Genomic DNA, 26,278 nt, shown 5'->3' on the forward strand with positions numbered 1-26,278 from the left:
CAGTTGCTTTCTGGCGGTTACGATTGTTCCAGCGACTGGGTGCGTGCCAGGGTGATTAGCATCGACTGCGGCAGCGTTTCAACACCGACATGGCGTAGCATGTTGATGGCCTGGGCGGTGGTGTAATGGGCGTGCGTCGCGACGTGCAAAAGGACATCCATCGCGGAAGCGCCAATCGCCTGACCTTGGAAACTACTGGTGCTCTTTTTGTAGATCGTCACTGAAAGCAGCTCTGGCGTGAGCGTTGTTAGGTAAGCGTTCCAAAGTTGATCGAGCCGTTTCCAGCGGGCGAACAGTTCGGCCGAAGTGGTGACGGCACCCTCCCCTTCCTGATTGCCAGGCAGCTTACCAGGGACATCGCCGGGGCAAAGCGTTTCGACTTTGCCTTGCAATGCTTCCAGCCAAACATATTCGGCGGCATACATGTGGCAGAGCGTTTTCCAGAGCGTACCTTGCCCGATGGCGTGCTGCTGATGGAACTGCTCTGGCGTCAGCGAATGGCAAGCCTGGCGAAGGTTTTCGTTGACCCACATGCGATGTTCGTGCAGACGAACGATGGGCGTGGTTGCGTTCATTCGATCGACTTTCTCATAAAAAAAGCGGCCCTGCTATTCAGGACCGCTTCCATGGTATTCGATCACCGAAGTGATGGCGACTACTTGTCGTCGAGGATATCGACAGCCTTGAAGGCCTGGCCTTCGAGCATCGAGAGGCTGGCACCACCACCGGTCGAAACGTGGGTGACCTTGTCATCCAGACCGAACTGGCCAATTGCAGCGGCACTGTCACCGCCACCGATGATGCTGATGGCATCCGATTCGGCGATTGCGTCAGCGACTGCCTTGGTTCCGGCGTCGAATGGAGGCATCTCGAACACGCCCATTGGACCGTTCCAGACAACCGTCTTGGCATCCTTCACCAGGTCGGCATACAGCTTGGCGGTTTCTGGACCGACATCGAGGCCTTCAAATTCGTCTGGAATTTCGCCAGCCTTAACGACCTGCTTGTTGCAGCTTCCGCTAAAGTCGTCGCCGCAGTGGGTGTCGACGGGCAAAACCAACTTGTCACCACCTTGGGCGATCAGTTCCTTGGCCAGTTCAACCTTGTCCTTTTCGACCAGGCTCTTGCCAACCTTGCCGCCTTGAGCGAGCGAGAAGGTATAGGCCATGGCGCCACCGATGAGCACCTTGTCGCAGATACCCAGCAGATTCTTGATGACCATGATCTTGTCGGAAACCTTGGCACCGCCCAGGATCGCGACGAATGGACGCTTTGGGTTGCCGATGGCATCGGACAAGTACGTGATCTCTTTTTCGACCAGGAAGCCGACAACCTTTGGCTTGCTTCCCATCGCTTCTGGAACGGCAACCATCGAAGCATCGGTACGATGGCAGGTACCGAAGGCATCGTTGCAGTAGATGTCGGCGAAGGCGGCCAGCTTGCCAGCGAATTCGGCGTCGCCCTTCTTTTCGCCCTTTTCAAATCGCAGGTTTTCCAGCACGACCACGCCACCATCGCTCAGGGCGGCAACCTTGGCGGCGGCATCTTCGCCGACCGTGTCGCTGGCGAAAGCAACTTCCTTGCTCAACAGTTCGCCCAGGCGAGCGGCGGCTGGCTTCAGGCTGTAAGCCGAGTTGTCGGCGCCTGGTTCAGGACGGCCAAGGTGGCTCATCAGGATCAGTTGGCCACCACGGTCGACAACCGACTTGATCGAAGGAAGGGCCATTTCGATACGACGATCGTCGGTGATCTTGCCGCTGTCATCGAGGGGGACATTGAAGTCGACCCGCATCAAGACTTTTTTTCCACTGACGTCGACGTCGGCGATCGATAGCTTTGCCATTTTGGATTCAAGCTCCAAGAAAGGTTTTCTTTTCGTTTTCGTTTGAAACCGACAATGTAACGTCCTGGCGGGCATCGCAAAAGGTGCCGCAATCGGACGGGGCCAGCGACACCGCAGAGGGCCCCAAACGGGGAAAACGGTTCCCTAGAGGCTAATCGGCGTCGATCGTTCCGGCGGAATGGGGCATGCGTGGCCAGTGATTCAGGCCAAGGCAAACCAGGGCGACCAGCATCGGCAATGTCGCTTGCAAAGCCTGGATCGCGAAATCGGAAAGGGACTGCGGAGTACTCATCTGCAGGCTGAGCTGCATGTTCCGGCCCAGTTCGGACTGGACGCTTTGAATCCGCAAGGTGATCGTGCTGGCCAGGCAGAACGCCGCCACCAAGCCGGAAGAAAGCCAAATCCAGCCTTTCATCCAACCACCTTGATACGCGAGGCGAAATAATAGCAAAGCACACGCTATCGGGACGACCACTTCGCCGACCGTGTTGAGCAGCCCGGCAGAAAGATTGCCCAGCTGTTGGGCTTCTGGCGTATGAGGAATCAGCCAGCCATTTCGCGTCAGCCAAAGGAACGCATGCGGAATGATCGCCACGCTAACGAGGTAAAACAGAGCTGCTCCGAGAAAGCTCAACGGAATCGGCAGCAGGCCGAAGATCAACCTTGGGTGCCGACCTGCGAAGCTTTGCTGGCGATACTCGGCAATCAGCCGCTGCGTCAGTTGATCGATCGTGCCGAAGCGATCGAGGCACCGGGCCAATTGCACCGGCGATTGGCTGCTGAAGCGGAGCAGGTCCTCGAAATGGTCTTCCAGTTCGAGCACGGTGCGATCGACATAGTTGCGAGGCAAACCTTGATCGATCAGACGTGAGCGAAGCGAATCAAGAAATGGAAGCGTTTCCACGGTCATCCTCTCCGTGAAGAACTTTTTCAATGGCGAGCATTGTCTGTTCCCAGAGCGATTGTTGTTGCTCTAGTTTCTTACGACCTGCCGGGGTAACCCGATAGACGACGCGGCTGCGTCCGCCGACCGTTTCTCGCTTCGAGGCGAGCTTCTTGTCGCGTTCCAGACGATGCAGAATCGGATAGATGCATCCCTCGCCGAACTCCAATTCGCCATCACTGGCCAGGCGGATCGCTTGAACCAGCTCGTATCCATACATCGGACGACGAGCCAGCAGACGCAGCAAAAGAAGCTCTGGCACGCCATTGAGGAAATCGGGATTGCTACTTTTCGGGGCCATCCGTGACGACACGATCTCAGGCAAGAGATGTTCCAATCACGGGATGATACCTAGAACATCAAGGTATGTCAATCAAAACGCAAATCGAGCGGTTTCACATTGCCATACCTTGAACCAATAGGTATCGTCCTGCGTAGAGCAATCGAGTGTTGGTGTCACGGTGATTCCAACCAGTTTTGTGATAGGGAGATCCAAAATGATTCGAACGATGTTGTGCTGCGGCGTTGTCGCAGCGACCCTGATGTTGGCGAGTTCACTTCAGGCGGAGGGGCCAAACGGCATTCCTTTGGAAGGGAAATGGGTCGGGCAGATGGAGACGAGCTACGATCGTGTCGACGAAGTGCTGAAGCGAGATGGGATGTCATTGCCGATGCGATTGATGCTGGTGCCGTACGTGCGTTGGCAGATCAGCAAATGCCAGATGAGCGTCGAGTTCAGAGCAAACGGCGACGCGGCAATCGAGGTGACGGGCTCCGATTCAATCCAAGTCGAAGCCGAAGACCCGAAGTGGCTCGCCAGTCAGAATTCCCAAGGCCAATGGGAAGTGGCCATCGCTGGCAAAGCCAAGACGCATATCTGGCAGGCCGACATGGCCGACGACGGCGACACGCTGTTGGTTTCCGGAGATAGCTGGCAAGCGACGCCGTTTCAAGTGACCCGTTTCCGTCGCCAGCGGTAACAAAGTCAGTGGTGGACATCCACGCGAGTGAAAGCGTGAGGGCACGCTTTCACTCGTGCTTGGAATCGATCCGCAGCAGACGTAGGCTGTTGGCAATCACCGCCAATGAAACGCCGGTATCAGCCAGGATCGCCAGCCACAGATTGGAATAGCCAATCATCGTCAGTAATACGAAGACCGCCTTGATCGCCAACGCGGCGAAGATGTTCTGGCGAATCAGCGACAACGTTCGTCGGCCGTGATGGATCAGCCAGGGAAGCTTTTCGATTTCGTCCGACATCAAGGCGACGTCGGCCGTTTCAATTGCCGTGTCACTTCCCATCGCACCCATGGCAATGCCGACATCCGCCGCGGCAAGTGCCGGGCCATCGTTGATGCCATCCCCGACCATGGCGACTAGACCGTGCTCGTGATGCAGCCTGCCGATCGCTTCGATTTTTTGCTCAGGGAGTTGTTCGCCAAGCCAGGCATCGACGCCGACCGTTTCGGCAACGCTGCGAACCACATCGTTGCGATCGCCGGAAATCAATTCGATTTGAGTAACGCCTAGCCGATGCAGCGCAGCCACCGCAGCCGTAGCGGTCTCTCGTAATTGATCTTGTAAATAGAAGGCAGCGAGAAGCTGGCTTTCACTTCCTAGCAGCACGATAATGGTGCCTGGCGGTGGCGTGGCCTCTTGCAGCAGTGCCGCATCGACGGATTGTTCTTCCGCCAGTCGCATGCTGCCGAGCCAGATCGAGCGACCGTTCACCTCGCCTCGGATACCACGCCCAGGGATCTCTTCCACCTGGTTTGCGTCGGCGGAGGTGGCTCCCTGATCTTGGGCGAACTTCAAAATCGCTTTGGCGATTGGGTGAGTACTGTGCTGCTGAAGCGATGCAGCGATCGCGTTGGCTTCAGCCGATCCCATGTCGTTGAACGTGCGAATCGAAGTGACCGATGGCATGCCGGTAGTGAGCGTTCCCGTCTTGTCGAGGACGATCGCTTTGACCTTCGCCAAGGTTTCCAGCGAAAGACCACCTTTGACCAGCACACCGTTTCGAGCGGCTGCGGTCAGGCCCGATACGATGCTGACCGGAGTCGAGATCACCAGTGCACATGGGCAGGCAATCACCAGCAGCACCAGTCCGTTGTAGAACCAGGTCGTTGCGTTTTCGACGGTCCAGCCGAGGAAGGTGGGGGGGATCACCATCATGGCAACCGCCAGAAGCATCATGGTGGGGGTGTAATAACGAGCGAACTTGTCGACCCATTGTTCGCTTGGTGCACGGCGCTGATACGCTTGATCGATCAAGCGCACAATACGCGTGAGCAAGGTCGAGCCGGACGTTCCTTCGACACGGAACTCGAGGCTGCCGCTGCCGTTGATCGTTCCGGCGTAGACCGGATCGCCCGGTTGTTTCTCGACGGGAACCGACTCGCCAGTGATCGGTGCCTGATCGACGGCGGACAAGCCTTCGGTGATCGTGCCATCAAGCGGAATCCGTTCGCCAGGTCGAACGATACAAATCTGGCCATCCTGAACGTCGTCGGTCGGGATCTCTCGAATCTCGCAGCAACTTTTCACGCGAGCGATGTCCGGGGCCAGCGTCATCAAGGCCTGGATCGAGCGCCGCGCACGGCTCACGCTTTGTTGTTCGAGCACTTCCGAGAGGGTGAATAAGAAGACGACCATCGCGCCTTCAAACAGTTCGCCCAGGATCACGGCCCCGGCAACCGCCACGCACATCAGCACATTCATATCGGCGGTGAATCGCCAGACCGATTTGAGTGCCTTTGGGAAGATCCAACGAAGTCCCAGCCCGATCGAAATCAGGTAGAGGAAACTGGCGACGACCGAGACTGAGTGAGCCGATTCTTCGATGCTGAACAGAGCCCAGATCGAACCCATGTCCCAGGCTTGGACCGCGACGGCGACCAGCAAAAACGCACCGCAGCGGATCAAAGCTCGTTCGCGATCTCGCCCGGCCGAAGAGGGCGTGGCTTCGTCGGTTTTTGCTTTTGTTTCCTGAAAACGCTGAGCGGTCATCCCGAGGGTGCCGACCTCGTCGATCAGTTGCTGAATATTCCAATGATCGGAGTCGTAGTAGATATCCATCCGCCCGCGCATGACATCGAAATCGAGTTTTTCGATGCCAGGCTTGCTGGCGAGCCCCTCTTTCAGGATCCGAGCTTCTTCCGCGCAATCGAGTTCTGTCACTTTCAGGCTTACCTGCGAGGACGATTCGAGCGTCTTTTCTGGGGCTGGATTAGGCATCCGGAACTACTGTCGTAATATGGATTTATGAGAGGTTGTGGTCTTTGAATCGTAGCGTTCCAGACCAGCAGGTCAAAGCCCCGCATCCACTTGGCATGGGGGGAATGCGCGTCTAAGCTGAAATGTTTCCCTGGATTGTGCCGAAATCGGCTAGGGGAATCAGGTTCTTCCAACTGTGGAATCGTAGGTCATGTTTCCCCTGGCGCTGATTGCCATTTACTGCCTGCTGATCATCGCCGCCTCGCTGCTGGGAGGTTGGTTGCCGGTCGTCATGCGTCTGACGCATACCCGGATGCAGATGATGATGAGTGCGGTTGGGGGCTTAATGCTGGGAGTTGGCATCCTGCATATGCTGCCGCACGGCATCAGCGATTGCGGTTCGATCGACTGGGCGATGGGTGGTCTGCTGCTGGGCCTGCTAACCACCTTCTTCTTGATGCGTCTGTTTCATTTTCATGAACACGCTCCGGTCGAGAACGATTATCCTGGCACCGCGGCTGGCGACCATGAGCATGGCGGCCATCTGCACTGCGATCACGATCATGGTCATCACCATCATGGGCATGAGCATTCGCAGGACCCGGCCGAGTCGCGAATGCGATGGCTCGGGGTCTTTCTCGGGCTTTCGCTACACACGCTGCTCGATGGCGTGGCTTTAGCGGCTGGTGTTTCGGCGGCTGCTCATCACGATCCGAACGCGGTCGGAATCATGGGACTGGGGGTCTTCCTGGGGATCTTTCTGCACAAGCCGCTCGATGCATTGTCGATCACGTTCGTCATGCGACAAAGCAAGTGGCCGATCCAAACGATCAACATCGTCAACCTTGGCTACGCGCTGATGTGTCCGCTCGGTGTGCTGCTGTTTTATACCGGCTACAACGGGCTCGATACCTCGAAGCAGTTTATGGTCGGCATGGCACTTTGCTTCTCGGCTGGCGTGTTCCTTTGTATCTCGCTGGCAGACATCTTGCCGGAAGTGCAGTTCCACTCGCACGACAAAGTGAAGCTTTCGCTAGTGATGCTGCTGGGCGTTGGGGTCGCATATCTGATTGGTTTCGCCGAACCAGGCGGACTGCATAATCATGATCAGCCCGCCAAACCAGAGGCGACAGAAGTCTCTCAGCCTGAGTGATCTTCACGCGGCAAATTCTCACGACAGTTCTACGGCGAGCGTGGTACGCGGGCATCGATGCCGGGGCGTTTGCGAGGCTTCGGTTCGATCGGCACATTGATGAACCAGTTCAGAAACAAGCCAAGCAGGAAGCCGACAACCAGCATCGCCAAAAATGGATAAGGTGCGTTGGCGGTCTCGAAACCGTGGCGGAGCGACGAACCGAATACGGTGGCCAAGGTGACGATCGGAAAGAACAACGCCGCCAGGATGTTGAGGCGATGTGCTGAGACCGACATGCGGTGCGAACTGGCAGCTTGTTGTTCGCTGCGCTGGGCAATCAGGAAATCGAGTTCATTCTTTGACTCGTTGTAGAGCAGTTCGGCGGAACGTTCGAGCTCGTAACTGCGGTCGCGATAGTTGATCATCAGGCGATCGTTGCCGGACAGTTCGCGAGCCTTCTGGAGCGTCTCGTGCAGGTTTCTAGTGGCTCGCAGCAAGGGAGCCAACTCGCTGATGACGCGGAAGTATTCTTCGCTCGACTGGGCGTCGTTCTCTGCTTTCTCCAACTTCTCGATCGCGACAGCGTATTCGTCCAGATGCTTGAGCATGGCGGACGGTCCTTGGCCAAGATCGCTGCTGATCCATTTCCCTTCCGGCGACCTCCAGAAGTAACGACCGGCACGAACGTGTTCGCCCAGCTTCGGTGGCCGGTGCATGACCAGCAGCAGGTGCCCATTAGCCTCCATCACGCGCTGGCGACCAGGACCGTCGCCAAGTCGTTGCAGGAAAACCTCAGGGACTTCCCAACTCATAGGCAAAATCGAGGGGGTGGCCATAGCCGACTGCTCCAAATGTGGGGTGTGGAATGTTGGGGCAATTGAGATTGGTTCCCGAATGGGATTCGTTACAGACATCAAAAAATACAGGAATATCGCCACGAATCCATAAAAACCGCCCAGGATTGTTTGGGAATCTTGTCATCGCTCGGCGTTTCAACCAAAATCAGTTCTTGAATATCGCGTCGTGCCAGCCCCAGGGCATAGGTACACATTCCCTGAATGCCGACGTGAACCATCCCCGGTACAAGAAGACATTCGCACTTCGTAAAGGAAAACTCATGTTGAAACGTTTGGCCGCTGGTGCCGCTTTTTGTTTGTTGCTGACCGCTGTCGCAACCGCCGCTGAAGGCGAATGGAAGTCGTTGATGGACGGCAAGACATTCGACGGTTGGAAGATCAGCGAAAACCCACAATCGTGGGCAGTGGAAGACGGCGCTTTTGTTGCCAAGGGCGATCGCAGCCACCTGTTCTACGTGGGCGAAGATAAGCCTTTCAAGAACTTCGAGTTCAAGGCAAAGGTCAAGACCGACAAGACCAGCAACGGCGGTATCTACTTCCACACCAAGTTCCAGGACAAGGGTTGGCCAAAGTATGGCTTCGAAGCCCAGGTCAACAACACCCACGGCGATCCTAAGAAGACCGGTGGTCTCTACTCGGTGAAGGACGTCATGAACAACTCGCCAGCGAAGGATGGCGAATGGTTCGACTACTACATCAAGGTGGACGGCAAGCATGTCGTCATCAAGATCAACGGCGAAGTCACCACGGACTACACCGAACCAGAAGGTGCCAAGCCAGGCAATGACTTCACCCGCGTCCTCGACGAGGGCACCTTCGCCCTGCAGGCTCACGATCCAGGCAGCACGGTCTGGTTCAAGGACATCGAAGTCCGTCGTCTGGACGACTAACGCATCCGCGTTCCGCCGATCAACAAAAATGGCCGCGAACAAGTTCGCGGCCATTTCTATTTCTTGAAGTCGTAAGCGGTGACTAGGTGTATTCCATCATGTCACCTTCAACCATGCGGCGTAGCGTGCTTGGGAAGTCAGGCAACGCACTTCGAACACGCGTCCAGGTCGGCATCTCGTGGGCAGACACTGGGTTCTCGAAGAATTCTTGACCGCACTGCGTGATCAGCCGGGCGAAGCCCTCCACCGATTGTTCTTCGCTGTGACGATCGAACGAGAGGCCATTGATTACCGCGTCGGCGTGATACTGGCGGATGGCGTCCTGGGCGTAGCGCAGGTAAGCCGATTCCAGGGTATTGAACATCCCCATGCTGAATACGATCCCGCGACTCGACAGCGTGCGATAGATGCTGTGCAGAATGTCGGAGGTCATCTTCATCAGCCCGCTCTGAGCATCTTCCAGCGAGACCGGCTGATGCTTGTGTTCGTACGGATGTCCTAGGTCGATCTGGCAAATACGCTTGGGGCTTGTATTGCGGAACACTTCGGCCAAGGTGCCCACTTCCAGGCCCCAGTCACTGGGAATGCGATTGGCACGCACCAGCGTCGAGGTGATGGCAAACTCGCCTGAGAGGGGATAGCGAAAGCTGTCGAGGAAAACCAGGAAGTCGTCGTTACCGATGACGCCGATCAGCGATCGCAGCAGCGGTGTCATCAGCAAGCGAACCACACGGCCATGCATTCGGTCGGTGACTCGCGCGTAGTACGCTTTGCAGAAATCGAAGTCGAACCCGGGGTGGGCCATCGGCAAGCAAAGCCGCATCAGCATGTCGCGGTGGTAGTTGACGATGTCGCAGTCGTGCAGCGCCATCGCTTTGATGTCAGGATCGGCCAGCAAGTAGCCAAACGCGGTCCACACGGCTCGTCCCTTGCCGGGAACGGAGACGTTGAAGCCTGCATCGGTCAGTTGTTGGAAAGCGGCAATTCCTCGCGGACCATCGGTCCACAGCACGCGGGCCATGTTGCCCAGGCCGGCTGTTAAATGGCGGCACTCGCGATAATCGTCCACAGACTCTGCCCGGTTCAACACGATCACAATCGTCTTCAGAAACGACGTGCCTTCCAGTTCCTTCATAATGGTCGAGAAGGCCGGGGCTCGCATGTCGCTGGCCGTGACCGGCAAGATCAAACCCATCGGGTATTCGCTCGTAGCATCGACCAGCGTTTGTTCCAGCTGTGCCGAATCGACCGTGCCGAAATCGTGCAGTGTAGAGATTGGGCCTTGTTGGATAAAGTCGGACAAGTGGGGTTACTCCTCGCCGGGAACTGGGGTGTGGGATGGGCTGTTGAAAAGGGCCGCTTACGTTGCATCAGGCTCAGTCAGCCAGACGACCTGGTAAGGATCAAGTGTGATGCCTTGCGACTCGACGACGAACGATTCGCTGATCGCGTCGTACTTCAGCTCTTTCAGCTTAGGATCGCTCAGGGGCAAGCTTTGCAGTTTGTCGGTCAGGTTCGCGAGAACCAGAATCGTTTGGTCTCGCTCCGGTGACGTACGAAGGAAACCAAAGATTGCCGGATTGCCGGTCGCGTAGACTTCGCTCGGGCCATCGGGATGAAACGCTGGCTGGGCGATTCGCGCCTTCAGCAGCGCTTGATAACCGTGGAACACGCGCTGTTGCAGTGATTCAGGTTTCGAGATCTGGTTCTCAAGTTCCAGACGCTCGAACTTGCGACGATTAATGCGGCGTGGAATGCCGCTCTCTTCGACGCCGGTGATATGGTTCTGCGTGCCGACCAGGCTATGGAAGTAGATCCCTGGGATCCCCTTCATCGCCAACATGATGGCCTGAGTTGCCAGGAAACGGGCCGCATGCAGTTCAGGACCGAACCCTTCCGGTTCGCCCATCGCGTCGACGTAGGTGATGTTCAGCTCGTACGGCTTCTGCGATCCGTCCGGCATCGTTCGCATACCAACCAGTCCGCCACGATCGCGCGTCGCGGTGACCAGTTTATCGAGGCGTTCCGAAGGAACGAGCCCTTCCAAGGGGCGCACCCCAATGCCATCGTGCGAGGCGGTGAAGTTGAAGTAAGTCGTCCCAGCAGGAATGTCGTACAGCGACTGCATCCACTCGTTGAGCGAACTCGCATCTTCGTTCAGGTAGGCATCGTACAGCAGCGGTGGCAAGCTGAACTGATAGACCATGTGCGCTTCGTCCGCCAGGCCGAAGTAGCTGATGTTCTCGGCATGCGGTACGTTGGTTTCGGTGAGCAGCAGCACGTGCGGAGCGACCATCTCGGTTGCGGTTCGCATCAGTTTGACTGCCTCATGCGTTTCATCCAGATGCAGGCAATTCGTGCCGATTGTTTTCCACAGGAACGCAATCGCATCGAGGCGGACAATGCGGGCACCGTTCTCGATATAGAACAGCAGCACATCGAGCATCGCCAACAAGACTTCGGGACTGCCGAAGTTCAGGTCGACCTGGTCGGCGCTGAAGGTTGTCCAGACATGCTTCTCGCCAGATGCCGACGGAAACGGTGTCAGCAACGGCAACGCTCGTGGGCGGACGACGGCGCTTAGATCGGTGCTGGGATCAACGTCGATGAAGAACTCTTCGTAAGGTGTTTCACCGGCGAGGTACTTCTGAAACCATTCGTTCTTCTGCGAGCAGTGGTTTGTCACGAAGTCGAAGGCGAGATTGAAATCTTCCGCCAGGCCAGCCACGTCCGGCCAGTCGCCAGAACCAGGGTCGACTTGCTTGTAGTCGACGACAGAGAATCCATCGTCGGACGTGTACGGATAAAATGGAAGCAGGTGAACCGTGTTGATCAGGTCCTGATAGCCATGCTGCACCAGGAACTCGCGGAGCACGGCCAGCGGCGGCTTGTCGGGACCATAGACCTGGTCGGCATAGGTGATCAGCACGACGTCGGTCTCGTCCCAGCCGATACGTTTTGCGGCCGGGATCTTGGCGGTGTACGACTCCAGCAGTTCAACGATACGCGGCAGAACGACGTCGGCAGTTGACTCGCCATACATGCGAGTCAACTGCATCTTAAGAGTATCGTGCTGTTCTGACGTGCCGATCATGGAACCTCCCTATTCGATTGTCGCGTCTGGGGCCAACACACGACAAGCTTTATAAATCGTCCATACCGGTGAAGTTGGTCACCAGGGCCCGCAGTTTGCGTTTGAGCACCGAGTAGCTAAAGAAACGCTTGCCCAGTTCAAAGTTGTGCTCGACCACTTCCTGGCGATAAGCTTCGTCTTCCATCAGGTTGCGAACCTGGGTGACGACGTCCTTGGTGAGATAGCCATTCATCGTCACGACCTTGAAGCCCTTGGGCTCGATGTCGGTCACAAAGATCGAATAGCGATTCACCAGGATCGGTTTCTTGAAATAGAACGCCTCGATCAAGGCGTTTCCGAAACCTTCGTAAAGGCTCGGATAACTAATGAAGTCGGCGGCTGCGTAACAGTCGCCCAGCGTGTAAATCTTGCGGCCTTCGGAATCGAAGCCACGTTCTTCACCGACTCGGTCGGCAACGAAGCGAAGGTCGACGTTCTGGCGATCGGCCATCTCTTGCAAGGCATTCATGTACTCGTCACCCTCGTCGCCTGATTCGTGGGTCACGACCAGTTTGTACTGAGGATTGTTGAGCGAATTGACCAGCGAGATTGCATGCTCGATCCCCTTTCGCGGCACAACACGCGTCGGTTGCAAGATCACGTAATCGCTGGGCGAAAGGCCGATGTCTTCTTTGAAACTATGGGGATAGTCGTCGTTGACCGGAGGGTCTTCGAAGTTAAGGACGTTCGGGACCAGGATCGACGATTGACCTTTACGGTGCGACAGATCGGCCTGCCCCGGCAGGTTAATCGTCACATGCTGAATCGATGGCAGCGTCGGTGGAAATGCCATCGACAGGATGTCGCCCACCGCGTTCACCGAGAATCGATCGCGTTCCCAGTAGAAATCGTGATGGTGAGCGATGGTGGGGAAACCGGTCTCAGCGATGAACATGGTGATGGCAACACCCAGCGGAACATTCATCGGAATGCACAAGGCGTTCTGCACGATCATCACTTCGATATTGTACCGACGGGTGAACTCGTACAGCGTGTGCTTAAGGTACTCGGCCAGGGCGAAGATCCTTCGCGAGACCTCGGGATCGCGCGTAGTCGTACCGAAGATCCTTCGATTGATCCACTGGATATCGGGATGACCGAAATAGGCATGAGGTACCAGGCTGGTGATGTCTGGATTGGTATCCATCTTCCCACCGTACCAGTAGCTGACATGCTTGTTATCCCACAACACTTTGGCCCACTTCGCAGCTTCCAGCGACACACCGTCGGTGCCTGCGAAACGAGTCCCCACAAAGCCAATATTGTGGCCTGTGAATTCAGGAATGTTCATGATGAATTATCTCGGAAGACAGGCCAAAATGTCAGAAAGTCGTGTGAGGGTTACATCAGGGTGTATTGGCAACATTCGAGCGTCATCCTTCCGCAGCCTCAGGCTGCGCTGGTCTCCTGCGAAGAGAGCAGTTTTCATGCCAACTTGGGCCGCCGGTTGGACGTCGTTCAGCATATCGTTGCCAACATACAAAATATGACACACGTCGATTCCCTGGTCGGATAAACTCCGCGCTGCGGCTGAATAAAGGTCGGTCCCAGGCTTGGCAACGCGATGCTCGTACGAGAAAAAACAGTTCTCCGGGGGGAATCCATTTTCCTCAAGTGACGATTGCAGGAACGATTCCACAATTTTTGGCGTAAAGAACTGGGCGTTACTGATGATTCCCAAGCGATAGCCACGTTGGTGCAGCGTCCCCAGAACCTCGCTGAAATCAGGCATTGGCCAGGTAGGATTCACCCTGGTTTCAAACTCGACAGCGAATCGCTTTACGTCGAAATCGGGGGGGACCTCGATTTGTTGGGAAGCGATGGCGGCATCAAAAATTTTTTGCCAGATTTCCTCGATCACGACCTCGGGATAAGAAGTGCCTCTTTTGGTGGCAACTTCGTGATCACCTTTGATGGCGGCATATAGTCGCGCAACCAGATCATCCGCGGGAACCTTGCTGGTGATTCCACAGGCATCAAGTGCCGCCTCCAAGGCACTGCCCTTGGTCATGCTCATGGCGGTGCCGACATCGCCGCTGCCGCTAACCAGCAGCGTTCCGTAAACATCGAACAAGATCGCCTGAATATCAGGAAGGATCTTCAGGTTGGCAGAGAGTTCCGTCGGGATCGGTTCCAGGGGCTGACAATTACGCTGCAAGATATCCGAGAGCCAGTTCATCCGTTTTCCAATCGCACTGGCTGAAATCGTTTGATGTCGACCAGTTGTCGCAAGATCTTGTTGGCCCCATTGAACGAAGAGACAGGGCCAGGGTTTAGTTTCTTCAGCAGTTCGTAGCGCTCTCGCAAGCGTTGACCGGTCCCCTTGAGGCCGAACTTCGTCAACACGATTTGCGAGTTAATTTGAATCGTGGCATCGAAGTTCACGTTCTCTTCGGTCAGGGGACGCATGACGTGAGCGTTCTCTTGAACGATCGCCGCGGCAAGCTCTGGATCGCTGGCGACCTGACGAATGACTTCGGTTTGCGCTTCAACCGTCAGCAGTCCGAAGTCGATCCAGTCTTCCGCGAGTCGTTCGTCCAGCTTTTGTTCGAAGTCTTCCAGGTCAGGCTCTTCTTGGCCGAAGTCAACGAGTACCTGGCTGAACAGTTCCCGCATCCGCGTGCGATAGGCCGATTCCGAAAAGACCAAGCGGCCGTCGATTGGGCAGCGTTTGGGGATCCACATGGCGGACGACACGCTATCAAGCCGCAGGCCTGCTTCTTTGAAATCTGCCGAGATCTCGGGCAGGTCGCGACCAATCAAAAGGTTTTCGCTCAGCCATGCTTCCAGAAATACGAGACCAAATCCCTCGGCCACGCTGGTGTTGATAATCGCGTCGGCCGCGGCCAGGTTTTCGAGATAAGTCAAACCACCTTCGCCGCCGACATTAAACTTGCAAGGCAGCTTCAACTCTTCGGCGAGTGCCTTCCATTTTTCGTAGGGCTTCAGTTCCACCGGATTGACCGGAGCCAGTGTGATCGCGAACGTTGCCGGACCTGGTGTGAGCGCCGACCAGAGCAGCATCTCGCCGACGTTCTTGCGGCGGATCCCACGCACGGGATACAGGACATAACACTCGGTTGATTTGACCCCGAGTGTGTCCGCGAGTTTCTTGCGGACATCGGATCGATGCGGCAAAGCGGGGAATGGATCGACCGGATTTGGGAGCCAGGCCAACTTGGCTTCGTCGAGGCCTGCGTGATGCAGCAGTTCACGATCGCGCGAATTCAACACGGCGTAGTGGACGTGCGGTGCCTGGAAGTAAACGCCAGCCATGCCGCTTCCCTTTTCGGCATAGAACTCGACCTGGCGGCGATAGTTGTCGGGGCGAAAGTCTTCGGCGAAATCGTGCAACTGAAGCAGCATGCGATAGCCGTCGTTCGCCAGGTGGGCGAGTGCTTTCGGCCAGGCGACATTCTTCCCGAGCGTGTGATTGTGCACATGGAGGATGGTTTCATCCGGCGTAAGATCGAGCCGCTGAAGTGCTTCGCTGGTGGCGGTGTAAGGATCGGGGCTGCCTGCGGGGAGGACCGAGTCGTAGTCAATGCTCGGAACGACTTCCAGTTGTATGCCTTCCAAAGCAGGCTCGGAGTCCTCAGGCCAGCCAGTCTTGCGGCCGCCGTAAAGTACCACGATACGGTCGAACGCCTCAGTAGCCCCTGCTTCATGCAGGGCTCGCAAGTGATTCAATATCACCTGGGTAACGCCGCCGCGATTCAGGTGGTGGTGCACGATTACCAGGTTCATCGCGATCCTTCGATTTCCGGCTGGCCAACAAATCTCGGCAGAGCATTCTCGGCTGCCCTGTCGACTGTTAAGCTAGACGTGGTGGCCCTGAGAATCAAGCCGGGCCCCCCTTCTCTGCCCTAACAGGAAAACGAAAACTCCATGAGCGACGACGTTGAAAGCCTGCTCGCTTCCCTTTCTGAGGGGAATCCGGATGCGGCAGAACAGCTGTTGCCGGTTCTTTATCAGGAGCTGAAGGGGATCGCCAGTCAACATATGCGCAACGAAAGGGCCGACCACACGCTGCAAGCCACGGCCCTGGTGCACGAAGCTTTTCTGAAACTGGTCGATCAAAATCGAGTGCAGTGGAAGGGAAAGGCTCATTTTTGCGCGGTCGCCTCAAATATCATGCGTCGCATTCTGGTGGATCACGCACGCACGAAAAACGCTGCCAAGCGTGGCAAAGGTGCCCAGCGAATCACGCTGGAAGAAGGGCTCGTCGCGGGCGACCCGCAGGGAAATGTCGACCTGGTCGAGCTGGATGAGCTGCTGACCGAACTGGCCAAGTTGAATCCTCGCCACGCCAAGATCATCGAAATGCGATATTTCGCAGGTATGACCGTGGAAGAAACGGCGGCCGCACTGGACGTTTCGGTTTCGACCGTCAAAGGCGACTGGCGATTGGCCAAGGCCTGGTTGATGTCTCGCTTGGAAGGTGGATCGTCCGCCACGGAAGGTTAAGACGGACGACGCATGACCCCGGAAGACTATCAACGACTATGCGAGGCGTTCGAGCAAGCCTTGCTGCTGCCAGATGAAAATCGTGATCGCTGGTTAGAATCGCACTTCTCTGATCGTGCTGACCTGGCGAACGAACTTCGCAGTATGTTGGCGGCTGACGACAATTCGGCACTGGACAACTCGCCGGTGCACGAACACTTGAAGGTCGACGATCTGACACCGGCCACGGTCGACCTGGACGCCGATCCGGAAAAAACACGCACGACAAAGCGAAAACTCGATACCATCGACACACTGCCTGGCTACGACCTTCTAAAAGAGCTGGGGCGAGGTGGTATGGGCGTGGTCTTCAAAGCTCGGCAATTATCGCCCGATCGAACGGTCGCGGTGAAGATGATTCTGTCGGGCCAGTTTGCTTCGGCCCTCGAGATTCAACGCTTTCGCGCCGAAGCCGAGGCCGCCGCGAACCTCGCGCATGCCGGGATCGTGCCGATCTATGAAGTGGGGCACCATCAAGGACGGCACTTCTTTTCGATGGGCTACATCGAAGGACGGAGCCTGGCCGATGTTATCCGCGAAGGAGGTATGAGCCCCGAAGCCATCGCGGAATTGACGCTGAAGATTGCCTCGGCAATGGCGCACGCCCATGCGGTCGGGATCGTTCATCGTGACTTGAAGCCATCCAACATCTTAATCGATGCGGAGGGAAACCCGCACGTCACTGACTTTGGTCTGGCGAAACGAATGGATGGCAATTCCGAAATGACTTACTCCGGGCAGATCCTGGGCTCGCCTGGCTACATGGCCCCGGAGCAAGCCGCCGGTCGCAACGATCAGATCAATCACGCCACCGATATTTATGGCCTGGGAGCGATCCTCTACGCCTTGCTGACTGGCAAGCCACCCTTTTCGGGCAACAACATGCTGGACGCGATCGACCAGATTTGCACGGCGAATCCGGTTCCGCCTCGCAAGCTGAATTGGCATGCTCCCCGGGCACTTGAAACGATCTGCCTGAAGTGCATGCACAAATCCCCTGCCGCGCGGTACCGCAGCATGAAAGATGTTGCCGAGGATCTCGCGGCGTTTCTTCGGCACGAGCCTATCCGGGCCAAGCCGCTGGGCATCGGCGAACGGATTGTCTATTGGGCTCGTCGCAAGCCAGGCCTGGCCAGCACGCTGGCCTGCGTGATTTTGTTTTTCACCTATCACGCGATCAGCTCTTACATTTTGCAAGAGCCAATCTCGGCGAGGCCTTGGTTCCGCATCGCTTCGGTTGGTTTCGCGATCGCCTTTTCCGCGGCGGCCTGGTTTTTTCAGCGAATGTATGAACGCCCCAGCACGCGGAACGTGGCGATCTATTCGTGGATGACCTGGAATTTCGTGCTGCTGACCGGGCTGCTGTTCCTGGTGCATGGTGCGGCCAGCCCGTTGTCGCTGGTCTATTTGCTGCTGGTCGCGGCAAGCGCGACGCTCTACGAGAAAGGCCTGGTCGGTTACACGATGACGCTGGCTGGGATCGGTTACATGACGCATGTGATCGTCGGAGCGACCTTGCGACCGTTGGCGTTTGTCGACTTCTATCACGCGACCTGCATGATGTTGTCGATCGTAATCCTCGGGATGATTCAGTACTTCGTCGTGCGGCGAATTCGCCGCACGCTGGATGAAGGTTAGAAACGCAGCGCCTAAAAAAGCAGGCCATCCCCGGTTGAGATAGGCCTGCGTGTTGGCTACGGTTTTGCGTGAAGCAGTTTAGCTTCCGCCCACCACGGTGTACTGAGCCGTCGAATCACTTGGCTTGGTAACGACTGCTCGGAAGGTGTCCCCTTCCAACTTACGCTTATCCAAGCGGAACGTGATCTTGTGACGTCCGGGCAGAACATCGGCCACGATCGGTTCGCTGCCGTTGAACTCGTCGTCGATAATCCAGACGGTCACGCCAGCGGTCTGGCTCATCTTGACCGCGACCTTCCCGGCTTCGACCACTTCGATTTCTGCTTGCAGGAAAAGGATCGGACTCTCGATCTCGGCCAGGTCGGCCAGAGGAAGCTTGCCGTTCACCTTGCCGTAGACCGGCATCCAAGCGTCTTCGCCCAGGCCAAGAATCTGCGATTCGAATTCGCCGGTCGAAGGATTGGCTTCGCCTTGCAGGCCTTCGGGAACTTCCTTCAGCACACGCCAGCGCTGAATGGTCGGCTCGCTGCGGATACCGTAGGGACCCGGCTTACCCAGTTCCGCGACATAGCGAACCAGGTCGAGAAATTCTTCTTCGGTCAGGAAGTTCGCGAGGCCTTTCGGCATAAGCGAACCTCCCTCTTTTTCGAGATCGATGTCATTGGCCGGAATGATCAGTTCCTTGCCGTTGGCATCTTTCAGCACAACACGATCGTCGTTCTCGTCGACGACAACGCCTTGGTGCATCTTGCCGTCGTAGTCGACGATGGTCTTCATGATGTACGCCTCTTTGACGGCCATCTCTGGGAAGAGGATCGAGTTGATCACGTAGTCGACCGGGCTCGTCGCGCCGACAGGACTTAGGTCAGGACCGATCTGGCCGCCAGCGCCGCTGATCGCATGACATTTCAGGCAGCTCAGTTCCTTGCGGCGGAAGATGTCTTCGCCTCGGGCCGGATCCCCCTTCTCCAAAACCTTGGCGACCAGGGACTGAAGCTGTTCGTCGGTCAGCGGGTCCGGATTGTTATCGATTCCGGCTGCGGTGCTCAGCACATCGACCAGCGAGGCATCGGAACGCCCGACCGAGTACATCTGACGAAGGCACATCTTTGCAACGTCGCCATCGAGCATCTTGTCTTTCAGTGCCGCGGCCAAAGCATCGGGGCCTTTCGTGTCCGCGAGGAAGGCATCGATCATGTCGGCAGGGTCGGTGGACGTATCGGCGGAGGCCAGCACTTCGGCCGCGGCTTGGGCTGCCTGTTGAATGTCGATATTGGTCAACGCGGCAACGCCGACGTAGCGAATCGAAAGCGGCTGGCTGGCGTCGGTCAGCTTGGCGACCGTCGCGGCCGTTTGATCGCTGCCCGTTTCAATGAGCGAGTCGATCGCCAACCGACGCAGCTTCAGCGGCTGATCGTTGGCCAGGGCAATCGCTGCGAGAGTATCGGCGGTGGCTTGAACTTTCCAGAGCCCTGCCAGTTCGATACCGAGTGTTTTGAGCGTCGGATCTTCGCTGCTGATCATGCCGCTGATAGCGGACAGGTCGCCAGCAGGAACGAGATTGCGGCTTTCGCTTGCCTTCTTCAGGGCACTAAGAGCTTCCAGCTTCAACTGTGGATTAAAGCCATCGGCCTTGGTGGCTTCCTGAAACAAGATGCCGAGATTCTCTTCGTTGCCACGTTCGGCGATCATGCCGATCACCGTGCCGACGCGGGAATCAGGCAGCTTGCCACTTTGAAGCAGGCGTACCATCGCGTCGGTTGCTCCTTGAGCGAATGCCGCCTTAGGCGTGGCCAGAACAAGCGTCGCGGCGATCAAGAGACCAGGGAAAATCCATCGATTCAACATGGTGCAGTGTTTCATCGGAAATTGAGTTCCATCGAAAAAAAGAGTCATCCTCTTGGGCGAGGATGACTCGGAATGGGTTAGCCAATCAAGCCGCAGACTTAGTCCTTTTTGGCACGCTTGTCGAGCGTCTCGAGCGTTTCCTTGAAGGTGTACTCGAGGTACTCGTCCTGGTCGTGGACCAGCGACTGCAGTGCGATTTCCTGGGCTCGTTCAACATCGCTTCCATCGAAGAAGCTCAACGCACGAATCGCTTCCAGACGGACGCGTGGGTTTTCGTCGTTGACTTGAACTTCCAGCAGGTCGAGGGCACCTGGGACACGATCACGCCAGTAGCACAACACTCGTGTGGCAGCCGCACGAGCACGGAAGTCACCGTCGGTTAGCACTCGCTTCAGCAGGTCGGCGTCAACCAGGTCTAGGTTTTGCTTGACCCACAATGCTTCCAGCAGGTGATGGCTGTAGTTCGGATCGTTCTTGTCGAGTTCGGCCAACCAGCCTTCGAGGGCAGCGGAAACTTCCTTGCCATCGTGGCTACGCAGTTCACGGCGAACACGATAACGGGTGCGATACTCGGGTTCCTTCAGCAGGTCCAGCAGTTCGGGCACCGAGGCATCGGCGATCTTCGGCTCTTTGACCAGATCGTTGCCGGTGTAACGAATACGCCAGATACGACCATGATGCTTGTCACGCTTCGGATCACGCAACGAGTGTTGCATGTGACCAACTAGTGGGTTGTACCAGTCGACAATATAAAGCGCTCCGTCCGGGCCAAACTGAATGTCGACCGGGCGGAAACTGGTGTCTTCCGAAACCAGCAGCGGATCGACCGGGTCGGCATGGAAACCGCTTCCTTCGTCCTTCATCTTGTACTGCAGGATCCCTTGGAAACCGATGCAGTTGTTCAACAGGTAGTTGCCCTGGGCTGACTCTGGGAAGTTACGGCTCGAAACGATTTCGCAACCAGCGGTTGGACGCCACTGCTTGGTGAGGAACTGCTTCAAGCGACCATGCTTCTGTGGGTAAACCACGTCGCCGCTGAATGCCGCACCAAAGTAGTTGGCACCACCGGAAGCGTCAGCCACAAAGTTCTGGCCCCAGTCATCAAACGTATGGCCCCATGGATTGGCAAAGCCGTACGAAACGAAGATGTCGAGCTTCTCGGTCGACGGTTCGTAGCGGAAGATACCTGCGTTGGCGACTCGTTCTGGACCGTAAGGGGTTTCGACCTGCGAGTGATGGAAGGTCCCTTCCTGGAAGTAGAGATCACCGCCTGGGCCCCAGGTGAACGCACTGATCGAGTGATGCGAGTCGGCCGTATCGAAGCCGTGCAGAATCAGCGATCGTTCGTCCGCCTTGTCGTCGCCATCTTTGTCGGCGAGGAACATCAGGTTGGGTTGCTGGGCGACATAAGCACCCCCATCACCCAGTTCAATACCGGTCGGAACGTGCAGACCATCGGCGAAGACGATTTGCTTGTCTGCCTTGCCATCTTTGTCGGTGTCTTCCAGGATCAACACTTTGTCGTCCGGAGGCGTGCCTGGAAGGTACATCGGGTAGCTTTCCATCGTGGTGACCCACAAACGCCCCTTGGAATCGAATGCCATTTGAACTGGGTTTTCCAGATCGGGGAATTCAACTTCCGATGCAAACAGGTTGATCTCGTAGCCTTCCGGCAGCTTGAAGGTTTTCGCTTCGGCTTCCGGGCTGAAGATATCGACAGGACGGTTTACGTTTGTCTCGACCTGGGTGAAATCGCCCGTGTTGCTATCGTCGATCTCAGCAGGAACCGTTTCGCCGTTGGCAACCTTCCAGATCCGCTGATCACGGTTCTCGATCATCTTTCGCAGCTTGGCGAATTCAGCAGGGAAGTTGACCACGCCAAATGGATTCTTTCGGCCACCATAGATGTAGTAACCATTGACCGCGCGGTGATCGTAGAAGAACTGCAGGTCCTTCTCCTTCACTTCGGGATAGAGAGTCGCCAGATCGCACTTGTAAGCTGGGGCCGGGCCGAAGAGGGCTTCGTCCAGAACCTTGCCAAAGACCTGGTAACCTTCGTCATTCAAGTGAATGCCGTTGATCGTCAGATCGTCGTTGCCAGCCATTGGGTCGAGCATCGGTGCATAGACATCCGCGAAGACGACATTATGCTTGTCGGCCAGTTTCTTCATGCTCTCGGTGTAGAGGGCGATGTTGTCGTTGTTGGCTTTGCCATCCGGCAAAAACCGCGAGTGCAGGTCTTCGTGCGGGATCGGCGAAACGAGAACCAGCGTCGGGCTCTTGCCGTCGTACTTGGTGCTTTTGGTGTGGTCGATGAACTTTTCCAGTTCCGACTCAAATTTCGCCAGGCCTTCTTTGCCGGCGAACGATTCGTTGAAACCGAAGAACGCCATGATCACGTCGGGCTTGTGATCGTCCAGACGCGTGGCGTGATCGTTGAAGTCTTTGCTGCGAGGACGCAGGTCCAGTTCGTCGGCCGACCAGCCGAGGTCGCGAACCGTCAGGTTCAACTGCGGGAAACGTGCCTGAAGACGCGTTTCAAAGTGAGGGAAATACTGCATCCGTTCGGCCAGCGTATTCCCGATATAAACGATCTTGTCTCCCTTCTTCAGTTCCAGCTTGGCAGCCGCTTCCACTGAAGAGGAATGGATCAGCGACATACACAGACCCAAGAGCAGGGCCGCGGTACACGTTGGTCGAATCATGACGTTCCTGTGATGTACGGGTAACAGAGATTGGGGCGTTATCTAACGGGTGGGAAATCGAAGAGCGGGGCCGGTAAGGAGGCCCGTGACTTCGCCAGCGAAGCGAGGTAGGAAATTCGCAATGGCCAGGACTTACCCTGAGTGGGCGGCTCGGTGGCCATAGGCCTCCCGATTATAACCCGCTCGCCGCAACGGTTGGAAGTTTTGATGAGGATTTCGACTTTGTCCATTTCCGACATGTTAGAACGAATCGGACAAGAGTGCGGGAATCGGCGGCGTTATATAGTCGATGCGTGGGGCTAGTGGTTTCGGCGAGGGCAAATCTCAAGATACGTTTTTCAGGGGCTGAAGGGGTGGTACCGGACCTATCGAACCGATGCCGGCGGACCGGCGAAGGCCGGACGCGTTGCGTGCACGCGTAAGATGCGGAGCACTTCGCACACGGTACCAGCGTCTCGGTTGAGATGGGTGTGCTGCGTATTGACCATGATTTCAGTCTGCACGCCTGGGAGGCGAGCACTCGAAACCGGCACGACACCATCGCTGCGACCATCATGCACCGACCACCAACCGGAACCCAGGATGGTATGGCTGGGAACCTCCGGAGCAATCGGCAAGCGATAGATGCCCTTCAGCAGCAAACTGTCGGGATTGATCAAGTCGAGGCTGATCGGAACGCGATGGCGGAACTCTTTGCGGAAGGCGGCCGGGTTGTCGTCGATCAGTTCTTTGTGGGCTTCTTGCAGACACGAATCTTGATGCACCAGCTTCGCGCTGAAGTGGCCGACCGAACTGGAAGTGTGCGACGTCCCTTGATGCGGCGTACCAATAAAGACCAGGCGACCTACATGCGGCGAATGGGTGAAGTAGAACTGTCGCCGGAGATACTCATTCATCTTCGGTGTCGTGTCGAGCGTGTTGAGTGGCTGGAACGCGGTGTGTTCCCACAACACGTTGCCACTGTCGGTTGCTTGAAGCTTGGCGAGAAGTCCCCCCATGCTATGGCCGACCAGAACAACGTTTCGCAGTTCGCGATCAAAGCCGCTGGGGTCCATCTCCATGATGATCTGATCGAGTTGTTCGCGCAGAACCGCCGCGGTCTCCAGGAATGGAGCCCCGGTCGGATAATAGAATCCCCACACTTCGTAACGGGAAGAAAGGTCTGGATTGCTGTCGATCTCGTTGGCGATGCCTGCCCAGGTGTACGGAGCTGAAAGCAGTCCATGCACGAAGACCACCGGGATCTTACCTTTGCGGTGCGGCTCGAGAATGAACAAGCCGCGGTCGTCCAGGTTTCGGCTCGGATGCAAGGCAGCCAACTTCGATTCGCCACGCGTCTCGCTCAGCATGTAGGCATACGGCGCGGTGGTATCTTTCGCCAGTGGGACCTGACGGCACTTGAATTCAACATCGCCGGTGAAACGTGGATCGTAAAGTTCCAGCTTCGCCACGATTTGCTCGACGTGGGTTCCATCTGGAACGGGTGCTTCCGTCGTCGCATCGTAGAGGCAGACTTCGCTTTCCGGACGCAAGATACCCGTCACTGCGAAAGGGACTTCCGCGGGATACCATTTGTCCGCCTTCTTTCGGTCACGAATCGCCACCATCGGCACACCAAGTCCTGGCTGGCGATGCTTGGTGAGCAGATACTTCGATTGATAGTCGCCCACGATTTGCCAGTGATCGAAGTCTTCGGCCGTGCGTTGGAAGTTGGCGTACTCGAATTCCACAATGCGATAGCCGCCGTTGACCGGCAGCTTGATACCGACTTGCTTATCGATCATGCCGGTGCGATCGGCAATGAAGATCAGGCGTGCGATCGAGCTGTGATAAACTTCCCATGCCCGCGATGTACCTTTGCTCGTTTGCGGTTGAGGCGGGGCAAGTTCCATGTAGCGATAGGCGGAGATCGCCGCATCGAGATACATGTTCATCGCCGACTCGTCGTGCAGTTTGTCGGCATCGATGGCCATCGCGTAGTACGACTCGGCCTGGCGAAGCTGGATATCGGCAGGCTCCGATTGAGGAACTTCCTCGGTCAGCTCCGGCATGTATAGGAACTCGCCCTCTTGCAGATCGCTCTTGAAGAACTCGGGACCAGGTTCGAGCGGTTCGCCAATATATTGTGGGCCAGTTCCAGAAACCGGTGGTCGACCGATGTCTTCGCCGGAGTATGGGATGCTGTTGGGCATCTGCGTACCGGTAGTGACTGGCTGGCTGAGGATCGCTTCCGAATTGGGGCTGGTCGTGTTCAGCTTGCGCGGCGGCGCGGCGACTTCTTCCTCAAAGGCACAAAGCTGAATGAATGAAGCATCGGGACGCGCGTCGTCGAGTCGATCGGCAGCTTCTTCGTACGCTTCGATTGAAGTCATATCGCAGGGTCGCCAACCCAGGCCGCATGGATATTGCGATTTGGGATGGGCTTCGAGACACGGCGCGACAATTTCAGGCTCTTGCCATCGCCCTCGTTTACACCATGCACAGCCGGAGGCGATTTGGAGCATCGCAATCAGCGCGCACAGAGTCGCAATTGTCGGCTTCCAGCGGACCACGAGATTCGCTTCCTGCAGTGTTGAGAGTGGGGAGTTGCCATGCGAGCCTCCGTGGCTTGCGATGGACGCGAGGCGAAGTCCAATCCAGATTTCGCCGCGAAAGATTACCTCACCCCAAAGGTCCGCGCAGCCAAATGTCTCAGCGCAAGCAGGAAAAATCCCCGGCTGCGGTTCGAGTCGTAGCGGTCGCTCAGGTTATCAGGAGTTCAACCCCGATTAGGTGCCTGCCTGCGAGGCCTGGCGTGGGAACAAAGCCGACTGCCAGCGTGCGGCGCGGTCGATATGTTGCTGGACAATATTGCACAGTTCTTCCCGCTTGATGGGCTTCAGCAGGAAGTCGGAAGCACCATTTTCGATCGCTTCGGTGACGTGGATCCAGTTGGAATGGCCAGTCAAAAAGACGACCTGGGTCCAGGCATTCCGGTGCTTGGCGAACAACAACATGTCCATTCCGTTGATATCTGGCATTTCGATATCGCTGATCAGCAGGTCGCAGCAGTTGGACGAGATCCATCGCTTCGCTTCGTGCACGTCGGTAAAGTCGTGCAGGTCGAGTTCGTTGCTGAATGCTCCACGCAGGATCGTCTTCACCAAGCGCACGATGCCGGGGTCGTCGTCGAGAATGACTGTCTTCAGCGAGCGGCTCATCATGGTGAGAAATCCTAAATGCACAGAGAATGGACGTAACGGAAAGCTATTCTTGGCAAGCGTAGGTTACAATTCCGATGCCGGATTAGCTTGATGCGGGAGTCCGTGAAGCTTCGGCGTCCCCCAAAATTATGGAGTACCAGTCTTATGGATAACATCGATTTTGTGGCCGTGCGTACGTGCCAGAGTCACGAAGAAGCCACCATTATTAAGAGTGCCCTGGAAGAAGAAGGTATTCCTTGCGCACTTGATAACGACCATCAGGGTGGTCTGACCGGCGTACTGGCGATCCGGATTCTGGTGCCCAGCGACCGAAAAGAAGATGCCGCCGCCTTCCTGGGCAAGCATCACGAGAGATAAACGT

Annotated in this window: 21 protein-coding genes; 6 read left to right on the top strand and 15 right to left on the bottom strand. The window is 56.6% G+C overall.

The features are described 5' to 3' along the window. Positions 1 to 17: 17 nt before the first annotated feature. From ABD890_RS14900 to ABD890_RS14915, 4 genes are all read right to left on the bottom strand, one after another. Positions 18 to 575, bottom strand: a complete 558-nt coding sequence (locus ABD890_RS14900) for a DinB family protein (RefSeq protein WP_345091081.1) — start codon at positions 573 to 575, stop codon at positions 18 to 20. Positions 576 to 655: 80 nt separating this feature from the next. Next, a complete protein-coding gene (locus ABD890_RS14905) occupies positions 656 to 1,843 on the bottom strand; it encodes a phosphoglycerate kinase (protein WP_345091085.1) in 1,188 nt (395 codons plus the stop codon). A gap of 151 nt (positions 1,844 to 1,994) precedes the next feature. Then, on the bottom strand, positions 1,995 to 2,747 hold the full coding sequence (locus tag ABD890_RS14910) for a DUF1700 domain-containing protein (RefSeq protein ID WP_345091087.1): 753 nt from the start codon (positions 2,745 to 2,747) through the stop codon (positions 1,995 to 1,997). Then, positions 2,725 to 3,087 (bottom strand): PadR family transcriptional regulator, encoded by a 363-nt coding sequence (locus tag ABD890_RS14915; RefSeq protein WP_345091090.1) that lies wholly within the window; start codon positions 3,085 to 3,087, stop codon positions 2,725 to 2,727. Before ABD890_RS14915 ends, ABD890_RS14910 begins: the two co-directional genes overlap by 23 nt. A 196-nt stretch (positions 3,088 to 3,283) precedes the next feature. Here ABD890_RS14915 and ABD890_RS14920 point away from each other — a divergent pair, with 196 nt between their 5' ends. Further along, on the top strand, positions 3,284 to 3,766 hold the full coding sequence (locus ABD890_RS14920) for a hypothetical protein (RefSeq protein ID WP_345091093.1): 483 nt from the start codon (positions 3,284 to 3,286) through the stop codon (positions 3,764 to 3,766). A 49-nt stretch (positions 3,767 to 3,815) separates the two neighbouring features. Here the strand turns inward: ABD890_RS14920 and ABD890_RS14925 are convergent, their stop codons facing one another. After that, a complete protein-coding gene (locus ABD890_RS14925) occupies positions 3,816 to 6,023 on the bottom strand; it encodes a heavy metal translocating P-type ATPase (protein ID WP_345091096.1) in 2,208 nt (735 codons plus the stop codon). Positions 6,024 to 6,213: 190 nt separating this feature from the next. On the opposite strand from ABD890_RS14925, the gene ABD890_RS14930 reads away from it, so the two are divergent. Continuing rightward, entirely contained in the window at positions 6,214 to 7,155 is a 942-nt protein-coding gene (locus ABD890_RS14930) for a ZIP family metal transporter (protein WP_345091100.1), read from the top strand. A 29-nt stretch (positions 7,156 to 7,184) separates the two neighbouring features. Here ABD890_RS14930 and ABD890_RS14935 read toward each other — a convergent pair whose 3' ends face one another. Continuing rightward, entirely contained in the window at positions 7,185 to 7,949 is a 765-nt protein-coding gene (locus ABD890_RS14935) for a hypothetical protein (protein ID WP_345091103.1), read from the bottom strand. A gap of 305 nt (positions 7,950 to 8,254) precedes the next feature. On the opposite strand from ABD890_RS14935, the gene ABD890_RS14940 reads away from it, so the two are divergent. Then, positions 8,255 to 8,884 carry a 3-keto-disaccharide hydrolase gene (locus ABD890_RS14940; protein WP_345091105.1) on the top strand — a complete coding sequence of 210 codons (630 nt, stop codon included), beginning with the start codon at positions 8,255 to 8,257 and terminating at the stop codon, positions 8,882 to 8,884. An 82-nt stretch (positions 8,885 to 8,966) separates the two neighbouring features. Here ABD890_RS14940 and ABD890_RS14945 read toward each other — a convergent pair whose 3' ends face one another. From ABD890_RS14945 to ABD890_RS14965, 5 genes are all read right to left on the bottom strand, one after another. Further along, entirely contained in the window at positions 8,967 to 10,187 is a 1,221-nt protein-coding gene (locus tag ABD890_RS14945) for a glycosyltransferase family protein (RefSeq protein ID WP_345091108.1), read from the bottom strand. Positions 10,188 to 10,244: 57 nt separating this feature from the next. After that, positions 10,245 to 11,978: an alpha-amylase family glycosyl hydrolase gene (locus tag ABD890_RS14950; protein WP_345091111.1), complete on the bottom strand. Its 1,734-nt coding sequence runs from the start codon at positions 11,976 to 11,978 to the stop codon at positions 10,245 to 10,247. 49 nt (positions 11,979 to 12,027) lie between these two features. Then, positions 12,028 to 13,308 (bottom strand): glycosyltransferase, encoded by a 1,281-nt coding sequence (locus ABD890_RS14955; RefSeq protein WP_345091113.1) that lies wholly within the window; start codon positions 13,306 to 13,308, stop codon positions 12,028 to 12,030. A gap of 6 nt (positions 13,309 to 13,314) precedes the next feature. Next, complete coding sequence (locus ABD890_RS14960; RefSeq protein WP_345091117.1) at positions 13,315 to 14,091, bottom strand: HAD family hydrolase; 777 nt, start codon at positions 14,089 to 14,091, stop codon at positions 13,315 to 13,317. Between the two features lie 101 nt (positions 14,092 to 14,192). Further along, positions 14,193 to 15,764: a glycosyltransferase family protein gene (locus tag ABD890_RS14965; RefSeq protein WP_345091120.1), complete on the bottom strand. Its 1,572-nt coding sequence runs from the start codon at positions 15,762 to 15,764 to the stop codon at positions 14,193 to 14,195. A gap of 141 nt (positions 15,765 to 15,905) precedes the next feature. Here ABD890_RS14965 and ABD890_RS14970 point away from each other — a divergent pair, with 141 nt between their 5' ends. Together ABD890_RS14970 and ABD890_RS14975 are read left to right on the top strand one after the other, a co-directional pair. Beyond that, positions 15,906 to 16,484 carry a sigma-70 family RNA polymerase sigma factor gene (locus tag ABD890_RS14970; RefSeq protein ID WP_345091123.1) on the top strand — a complete coding sequence of 193 codons (579 nt, stop codon included), beginning with the start codon at positions 15,906 to 15,908 and terminating at the stop codon, positions 16,482 to 16,484. A gap of 12 nt (positions 16,485 to 16,496) precedes the next feature. Further along, entirely contained in the window at positions 16,497 to 18,161 is a 1,665-nt protein-coding gene (locus ABD890_RS14975) for a serine/threonine-protein kinase (RefSeq protein ID WP_345091126.1), read from the top strand. 78 nt (positions 18,162 to 18,239) lie between these two features. Here the strand turns inward: ABD890_RS14975 and ABD890_RS14980 are convergent, their stop codons facing one another. From ABD890_RS14980 to ABD890_RS14995, 4 genes are all read right to left on the bottom strand, one after another. After that, a complete protein-coding gene (locus ABD890_RS14980) occupies positions 18,240 to 20,009 on the bottom strand; it encodes a hypothetical protein (RefSeq protein WP_345091129.1) in 1,770 nt (589 codons plus the stop codon). A gap of 98 nt (positions 20,010 to 20,107) precedes the next feature. Then, complete coding sequence (locus tag ABD890_RS14985; protein ID WP_345091132.1) at positions 20,108 to 22,714, bottom strand: PVC-type heme-binding CxxCH protein; 2,607 nt, start codon at positions 22,712 to 22,714, stop codon at positions 20,108 to 20,110. A 365-nt stretch (positions 22,715 to 23,079) separates the two neighbouring features. Then, positions 23,080 to 25,086 carry an esterase/lipase family protein gene (locus ABD890_RS14990; RefSeq protein WP_345091135.1) on the bottom strand — a complete coding sequence of 669 codons (2,007 nt, stop codon included), beginning with the start codon at positions 25,084 to 25,086 and terminating at the stop codon, positions 23,080 to 23,082. Between the two features lie 396 nt (positions 25,087 to 25,482). Next, positions 25,483 to 25,917 (bottom strand): response regulator, encoded by a 435-nt coding sequence (locus ABD890_RS14995; RefSeq protein ID WP_345091138.1) that lies wholly within the window; start codon positions 25,915 to 25,917, stop codon positions 25,483 to 25,485. A gap of 144 nt (positions 25,918 to 26,061) precedes the next feature. On the opposite strand from ABD890_RS14995, the gene ABD890_RS15000 reads away from it, so the two are divergent. Then, the gene (locus tag ABD890_RS15000) at positions 26,062 to 26,274 is read left to right on the top strand and encodes a putative signal transducing protein (RefSeq protein ID WP_345091141.1); all 213 of its coding nucleotides are present in this window, start codon (positions 26,062 to 26,064) and stop codon (positions 26,272 to 26,274) included. Positions 26,275 to 26,278 lie beyond the last annotated feature (4 nt).

Source organism: Bremerella cremea (assembly GCF_039541315.1).
Lineage (GTDB): Bacteria > Planctomycetota > Planctomycetia > Pirellulales > Pirellulaceae > Bremerella > Bremerella cremea.

Coding starts and splice junctions, on each gene's coding strand:
- ABD890_RS14900 (WP_345091081.1), bottom strand. CDS start 575: ATGAACGCAACCACGCCCATCGTTCGTCTGCACGAACATCGCATGTGG.
- ABD890_RS14905 (WP_345091085.1), bottom strand. CDS start 1,843: ATGGCAAAGCTATCGATCGCCGACGTCGACGTCAGTGGAAAAAAAGTC.
- ABD890_RS14915 (WP_345091090.1), bottom strand. CDS start 3,087: ATGGCCCCGAAAAGTAGCAATCCCGATTTCCTCAATGGCGTGCCAGAG.
- ABD890_RS14920 (WP_345091093.1), top strand. CDS start 3,284: ATGATTCGAACGATGTTGTGCTGCGGCGTTGTCGCAGCGACCCTGATG.
- ABD890_RS14925 (WP_345091096.1), bottom strand. CDS start 6,023: ATGCCTAATCCAGCCCCAGAAAAGACGCTCGAATCGTCCTCGCAGGTA.
- ABD890_RS14930 (WP_345091100.1), top strand. CDS start 6,214: ATGTTTCCCCTGGCGCTGATTGCCATTTACTGCCTGCTGATCATCGCC.
- ABD890_RS14935 (WP_345091103.1), bottom strand. CDS start 7,949: ATGAGTTGGGAAGTCCCTGAGGTTTTCCTGCAACGACTTGGCGACGGT.
- ABD890_RS14940 (WP_345091105.1), top strand. CDS start 8,255: ATGTTGAAACGTTTGGCCGCTGGTGCCGCTTTTTGTTTGTTGCTGACC.
- ABD890_RS14950 (WP_345091111.1), bottom strand. CDS start 11,978: ATGATCGGCACGTCAGAACAGCACGATACTCTTAAGATGCAGTTGACT.
- ABD890_RS14955 (WP_345091113.1), bottom strand. CDS start 13,308: ATGAACATTCCTGAATTCACAGGCCACAATATTGGCTTTGTGGGGACT.
- ABD890_RS14965 (WP_345091120.1), bottom strand. CDS start 15,764: ATGAACCTGGTAATCGTGCACCACCACCTGAATCGCGGCGGCGTTACC.
- ABD890_RS14970 (WP_345091123.1), top strand. CDS start 15,906: ATGAGCGACGACGTTGAAAGCCTGCTCGCTTCCCTTTCTGAGGGGAAT.
- ABD890_RS14975 (WP_345091126.1), top strand. CDS start 16,497: ATGACCCCGGAAGACTATCAACGACTATGCGAGGCGTTCGAGCAAGCC.
- ABD890_RS14980 (WP_345091129.1), bottom strand. CDS start 20,009: ATGTTGAATCGATGGATTTTCCCTGGTCTCTTGATCGCCGCGACGCTT.
- ABD890_RS14985 (WP_345091132.1), bottom strand. CDS start 22,714: ATGATTCGACCAACGTGTACCGCGGCCCTGCTCTTGGGTCTGTGTATG.
- ABD890_RS14990 (WP_345091135.1), bottom strand. CDS start 25,086: ATGACTTCAATCGAAGCGTACGAAGAAGCTGCCGATCGACTCGACGAC.
- ABD890_RS14995 (WP_345091138.1), bottom strand. CDS start 25,917: ATGATGAGCCGCTCGCTGAAGACAGTCATTCTCGACGACGACCCCGGC.
- ABD890_RS15000 (WP_345091141.1), top strand. CDS start 26,062: ATGGATAACATCGATTTTGTGGCCGTGCGTACGTGCCAGAGTCACGAA.